The sequence below is a fragment of the uncultured Campylobacter sp. genome (genome assembly GCF_938015785.1).
Classification (GTDB): Bacteria; Campylobacterota; Campylobacteria; order Campylobacterales; family Campylobacteraceae; genus Campylobacter_B.
The window spans coordinates 1-2,422 of record NZ_CALLWC010000006.1 but is presented as its reverse complement, the minus strand read 5'-3'; the positions used below and the strand labels follow the sequence as shown (position 1 = coordinate 2,422).

Sequence of the window (2,422 nt, the reverse complement as noted above, 5' to 3'; positions counted from 1 at the left end):
GGTGTAAATTTCCTCCGCTGGAGTTTGAAACCGTCAATGTATGATCCAATCATCGGCGGAGTGATTGTGTAAATTTCCTCCGCTGGAGTTTGAAACTTTTTTCTATTTCAAAAGGCTTTGCGATTTTTAAAGTGTAAATTTCCTCCGCTGGAGTTTGAAACATTTTAGCGGCTTTCTTGCTCGCGCCGTCGGTATCGTGTAAATTTCCTCCGCTGGAGTTTGAAACTGATGACAGATGTGATAATATAGAAGAATTTAAAGTGTAAATTTCCTCCGCTGGAGTTTGAAACAAGCCGATCGATGTCTCTTCAAAATTTGCCATTATGTGTAAATTTACTCCGATGGAGTTTGAAACAAGCTTTCCCATTCCGGCTTGATTTTTTGCCAAAGTGTAAATTTCCTCCGCTGGAGTTTGAAACTTCATATCGGCAGGCACCACCAGCCGCCATTGAGGTATAAATTTTCTCCGTTGGAGTTTGAAACCTACAGATTTAAAACTTTAAGCATCTCAAAATCGGCGTTTCAAGCGCCGATACTTTTTACTGCAGCTTAATTTGTGCTCCGCCTGATAAAATTTAGACTAAAAATACATTATTGACGGTCCCGGCTCGGATCTTAGCGGATTTAAATTTTGTCGTGCGTCAGGATCAATCATACCGAAGCCAAAGCCCGGCTACTATCTAATGGATTTTAAATTTGCCGGGCATTCAAAGAGTAAGAAGAGTAAATTATATCGGCGTTTTGCTCTAGCTCTCGATATAGGTTTTGAGTTTGCGGCCGATTTTTGGGTGTTTTAGCTTTTTGATTGCCGAGCTTTCGATCTGGCGGACGCGTTCGCGAGTGATATTGAGCTCCTTGCCGATCTCTTCAAGCGTGCGGTCGCTCTCATCGTCAAGCAGTCCGAATCGCATGCGGATCACCGTGCGCTCGCGGTCATTAAGTTGCTCTAGGATGTCGTCAATCTGCTCTTTGAGGTCGGATTTTAAAATTTGCTCGATCGGCGAAACCGAGCTTTTGTCCTCGACGAAATCGCCGAATTTACCGTCGTCCTCGTTTCCGATCGGCGCTTCTAGGCTGATCGGCTCCTTTGTGATTTTGATGACCTGCTTTACCTTATCGACGCTAAGGCCTACTTCTTGCGCTATGACGTTGATATCGGGCTCCTTGCCGCCTTCTTGCATATATTTGCGCGTGATTTTATTAATTCGATTTATCGTCTCGATCATATGGATAGGGATGCGGATCGTGCGAGCCTGATCGGCGATGGCGCGCGAGATCGCCTGGCGGATCCACCACGTCGCATAGGTCGAAAATTTATAACCGCGCTTGTATTCAAATTTATCCACAGCCTTCATAAGCCCGATGTTGCCTTCCTGGATGAGGTCTAAAAACGGCAGCCCGCGGTTGGTGTAGCGCTTGGCGATGGAGACGACCAGGCGCAGGTTGGACTTCGCCATACGCGCTTTTGCATTGTCGCTGATGCGCTTGCCGCGCTTAATCTGCTCTAAAATTTCTTTCAGCCGCTCGGGCTCGAGATTGAAGCTTTTTTTGCTCGCCTCTTTTGTCAAAAAGAGCTTTTTAATATCGACGTAGGTCGAGACCATCGTAGCTTCCGGCACGCGCGCGATGATGTCGTCTTTGCTAAGTCTCGTGATCTCTTTTAGAATTTTTTTGTGATTTTCGCGCAGTTCGGCGCTAAACATCGGCAGCTTGTATTCTAGGCGCTTCAGCTCCTTTTCAAAGCCCTCGTCGCTTTTTAGCGCGGTCTCCATCGATTTTACGATCTCGGTGATGAGCTTGCTGGTTGGCCCCAGATCCATGAGCTTTTCTTTTAAAATTTTCTTTTGTTGACGCACAAAAAGTACATCCCATTCTACAACCTACTTGACTTGAAATACAAACTGTACAATAACTTCCATAGTCCATAAATACCGTTTCAATTATTCTATTGTCGTATAATTTAATTAAATATTTTTTTGTATTATCAAGCTTTGATTCATATTTTGTATAAATTGAAGAAGAATTTATATAGCCTATTTGCTTTAGTTTTTCAATTAAAATTTTAGGCAGTTGTTTACAATTATCTATTTCAAAGTTTTTCTTTTGGTGCATAAATCTAAAAAACTGTTCAGCCCTAAACTTTTTTTCTCTCAAACTCAAAAATAAATCTTCAAGCTCTTCAATTTTCAAAGAGTTAAATTCTATTTTTTTATTTCCCATTCTTTTCTTCCTTTAGAATAAAATCTCTTAACAAATAATCAACAGACATAAATCGAACTTGTTTTTCTTGAACTTTACCTTTGATTTTTCTAATCAATGTATAAGCAAGTTCTCCTGCCAGTCCCGCTCCTCTTGCTGTAATTATATTGTCATCGATACAAATAGCATCTTCTTTAATATTTGCGTCAAGCAATTCATCTTC

3 protein-coding genes and 1 pseudogene are annotated in these 2,422 nt (G+C 41.7%); all 4 read right to left on the bottom strand.

Annotated features, from left to right (window positions below; translation table 11 throughout):
• Nucleotides 1–49: 49 nt before the first annotated feature.
• Nucleotides 50–388, bottom strand: coding sequence for a hypothetical protein (locus tag Q0393_RS00325; RefSeq protein ID WP_298977046.1), 339 nt, complete (start codon nt 386–388; stop codon nt 50–52).
• Nucleotides 389–746: 358 nt separating this feature from the next.
• Nucleotides 747–1,847: pseudogene (gene rpoD, locus Q0393_RS00320) on the bottom strand (RNA polymerase sigma factor RpoD); the annotation flags it as partial.
• Entirely contained in the window at nt 1,738–2,220 is a 483-nt protein-coding gene (locus tag Q0393_RS00315) for a hypothetical protein (RefSeq protein ID WP_298977045.1), read from the bottom strand. The gene Q0393_RS00315 and the pseudogene rpoD, both read right to left, overlap by 110 nt.
• On the bottom strand, nt 2,210–2,422 hold a 213-nt coding region (locus Q0393_RS00310; protein WP_298977043.1), incomplete at its 5' end, for a hypothetical protein. The genes Q0393_RS00315 and Q0393_RS00310, both read right to left, overlap by 11 nt.

Bases quoted from the DNA above. Each gene is read 5' to 3' on its own strand.
- Q0393_RS00315 (WP_298977045.1), bottom strand. From the start codon at position 2,220: ATGGGAAATAAAAAAATAGAATTTAACTCTTTGAAAATTGAAGAGCTT.